The following is a 3,223-nucleotide window of genomic DNA, read 5'->3' on the forward strand; positions in this document are numbered from 1 at the left end:
CCTCCCTTTTCTATTTATGCTACTGCCAGTAACATATATAGTTTATCACGGGAGGTTTTTTGCTTGAAGCTAAAGCTTGTTTTCCTACCACCAGCATAGCTGGTGGTTTATTCATGCTAAAGCGTACAAAAAAATAAAAGCCAAAACGGCTTTTACATTTAGCTTATTTATTGAAGAAATTGCCCCTATCAAGGCTAGTCCTTCCCGTTTTATAATCAATCTTCACGCCTTCTTCAATATTTCTCACAAAAACTCTAAAGTTTATCTTTTTGCCACCATCCTCAATGCTGTAGGCCTCCATAATTACACCTCTTGCCACTAACTCCTCATCAATAAAAATTGGCGTCACCCTGTATCTCACCTTTTTACCAGTATCCCTAATATAAGACGCCACAGAATTTTCAAAGGGCAGCATGCCCTTGGCATTAAAAGACCTGGTGCCCGTCATGAGATTTTTCCAGTTATCATTTTCACCAGTAAGCTGATAGGCAATGAGGTGACACCTGTTGTAGACAGCTCCACCATCAACAAAATCATAAAACCTTTGATGCCAACCAGTGGGATAGACCTTTGAAATATCGCCCCTGGGCTTTCTTGGTAGGGAGTCAGGACCAATAAGAGCATTTGCAGGACCAACCCTGTTTAACCTATCCAAGTCTGAATAAATTTCAAAGTCTGGACCCATTTTCAAATCATCAGGAGAAAACTGTGGCGGATTTTTATCCATTTTATAGTAGTGACTTTTCTCAGTGACCTCATAATTATTACCAAAAATATTTTCAATTTTATTTAAAAAGCTATTATTGTAATTATTTTTGCCAGGGCTCAAAGGATCTTGACTTAATAAAAAACCAAGGGCAATAACAAAAATAAGAGCAAGCACTTTTAAATTTCTATTTCTCTTCAACAATTGCACAACCTCTAGTTATGTTTAAGTATTAAATATAATTAATTATAAAGATATTAGAATTGTGAAATTCTCAACTTTCTTTATCTTACAATACAAATCTTTTCCATTATAAATTCAAAACTTATTTCAAAGCTCCAATTAATTATATCACAAGAGTTCTCCTTATTATTTAACTAACTTATATCAGGTTTTAGAATAGTCTTTAGGTTGAAAATATAACTTATAATGAGTAGTCTAATAAGGATGTAAAATCTAGTGAAAAAAGTAGGGATAAGGGGTCTAATAGTAATAGAAATAGCAGAAGAGGTAGGAATATGATTGACATAGAAATTGATAAACTTACAAATTGCTTAGTGGATAATTCTACAGACGAATAAGTCAATACATATGTTGAAACTTTAAAAAAGCCAATTAATAACATTAAAAACCGGACTTTTAATTGGAATAAAGTTATTAAAAAAAGTTTTAATGTAAAGGCTTTGAAAGTGGTTAACTCTGATGAAATACAGGGATTGATAGCAACAAAAATAGATTCATAAGGGGGGCTATATGTAAATTTTGTCGAGTCATCAATACAAAATTGTGGTGATGATAAAAAATATTCAGGTGTTGGAGCACATCTCTTTGCGATAGCTTGTAAAGAAGCGAAAGATAATGGTATAGATTTTATATATTTTGATGCAAAAACTAATCTAATAGGTTATTCTAGAGAAAAGCTTGGAGCTGTTCAAATTAGAAACTCTCAAAGAATGTTTATAGACTCTGAAGCCTTTGAGCTACTCATTAACACTTATTTCAAGGAGGGATAATATGGCAAAAAATATACCAAAGAAATTTTTAGATTTTGATAATAATATCGATGGTCAATTTACATCTGAAAAAAATACAATGCCTTACCTTGATATGAAATCAATAATAAAATATTGTAGAGAAAATAATGTTGATCCAGAAAAATTAACTGAAAAACAGATTGAAGGATTTTGTTTAGCTAAAAGTTTATAATTATTAGAAAGCACACTGACAACTATGTTAGTGATGCTTTTTTATTGCTTGCAATTATATATGAATTCTTGAGAAGGATCACCCCCGCCTACGCGGGGACTACACAGATATCGCAGACAAAATTATTGTGGACTGGGGATCACCCCCGCCCACGCGGGGACTACTTATAAAAAATACTGATGACCTTGAAGGTCTTAGGATCACCCCCGCCCACGCGGGGACTACTAGCCTTTTCATCAGTTTTCTTGCCAAAATCAAGGATCACCCCCGCCCACGCGGGGACTACTATGCACTTAGGCAAAAAGGTAAGGTCGCCACGGGATCACCCCCGCCCACGCGGGGACTACTTCTTTTTGTAGCGGATTACATACTTTAAGACAGGATCACCCCCGCCCACGCGGGGACTACGGCTCTCCAGTCTGTACAACACTTACTGCTGCGGGATCACCCCCGCCCACGCGGGGACTACTGATATTTTTCCTGAATTTGAGAAAGAATTTTAGGATCACCCCCGCCCACGCGGGGACTACGTATTGAAAGTGATACTAAGGTTCTAGCTATTAGGATCACCCCCGCCCACGCGGGGACTACGAAAAACTAAAGGGCTTATTTTGCTCCCCAAGGGGATCACCCCCGCCCACGCGGGGACTACACAACTTCCCAAGTTGGATTATCGTCCTTGGCAGGATCACCCCCGCCCACGCGGGGACTACAACTGATAGCCGATATAACAACTTTAGGGTAGAGGATCACCCCCGCCCACGCGGGGACTACTCAATCTCATAAGACTCGCCCTTAGTGGCATTAGGATCACCCCCGCCCACGCGGGGACTACTAGTCTTTTCATCAGTTTTCTTGCCAAAATCAAGGATCACCCCCGCCCACGCGGGGACTACAGAAAATGCTGCAAATAAAGGCAAGGCTAATGGGGATCACCCCCGCCCACGCGGGGACTACTGGGGGTGAAAATATGTCAAAAAGAATTGCAGAGGATCACCCCCGCCCACGCGGGGACTACCAGCCTATCTATGAGCAATGGCTTACAGAGGCAGGGATCACCCCCGCCCACGCGGGGACTACGCTTTGAAACCCACACAATTACAACTCCTTTAAGGATCACCCCCGCCCACGCGGGGACTACTGCAGTAACTCAACTTGCAGACCAAGGTCAAAAGGATCACCCCCGCCCACGCGGGGACTACCTTTGACCACTTGTAGGGTTGGAGTCTGCCACAGGATCACCCCCGCCCACGCGGGGACTACTTGGTTACTATGTAGACTATGACCCATCTCCAAGGATCACCCCCGCCC

2 protein-coding genes and 1 CRISPR repeat array are annotated in these 3,223 nt (G+C 40.9%); of the genes, one reads left to right on the top strand and one right to left on the bottom strand.

Annotation, left to right across the window (positions count from 1 at the left end):
- Positions 1-163: 163 nt before the first annotated feature.
- On the bottom strand, positions 164-910 hold the full coding sequence (locus tag WMO19_RS09545) for a DNA/RNA non-specific endonuclease (protein WP_349171624.1): 747 nt from the start codon (positions 908-910) through the stop codon (positions 164-166).
- 810 nt (positions 911-1,720) lie between these two features.
- Here WMO19_RS09545 and WMO19_RS09550 point away from each other — a divergent pair.
- Positions 1,721-1,912 (top strand): hypothetical protein, encoded by a 192-nt coding sequence (locus WMO19_RS09550; protein ID WP_349171625.1) that lies wholly within the window; start codon positions 1,721-1,723, stop codon positions 1,910-1,912.
- A 75-nt stretch (positions 1,913-1,987) separates the two neighbouring features.
- A CRISPR array of direct repeats spans positions 1,988-3,175; the repeat unit is 28 nt; unit sequence GGATCACCCCCGCCCACGCGGGGACTAC.
- Positions 3,176-3,223: the final 48 nt, after the last annotated feature.

Origin of the sequence: Peptoniphilus hominis (ex Hitch et al. 2025) (assembly GCF_040096015.1) — a bacterium.
GTDB classification, from domain to species: domain Bacteria; phylum Bacillota; class Clostridia; order Tissierellales; family Peptoniphilaceae; genus Peptoniphilus_A; species Peptoniphilus_A hominis.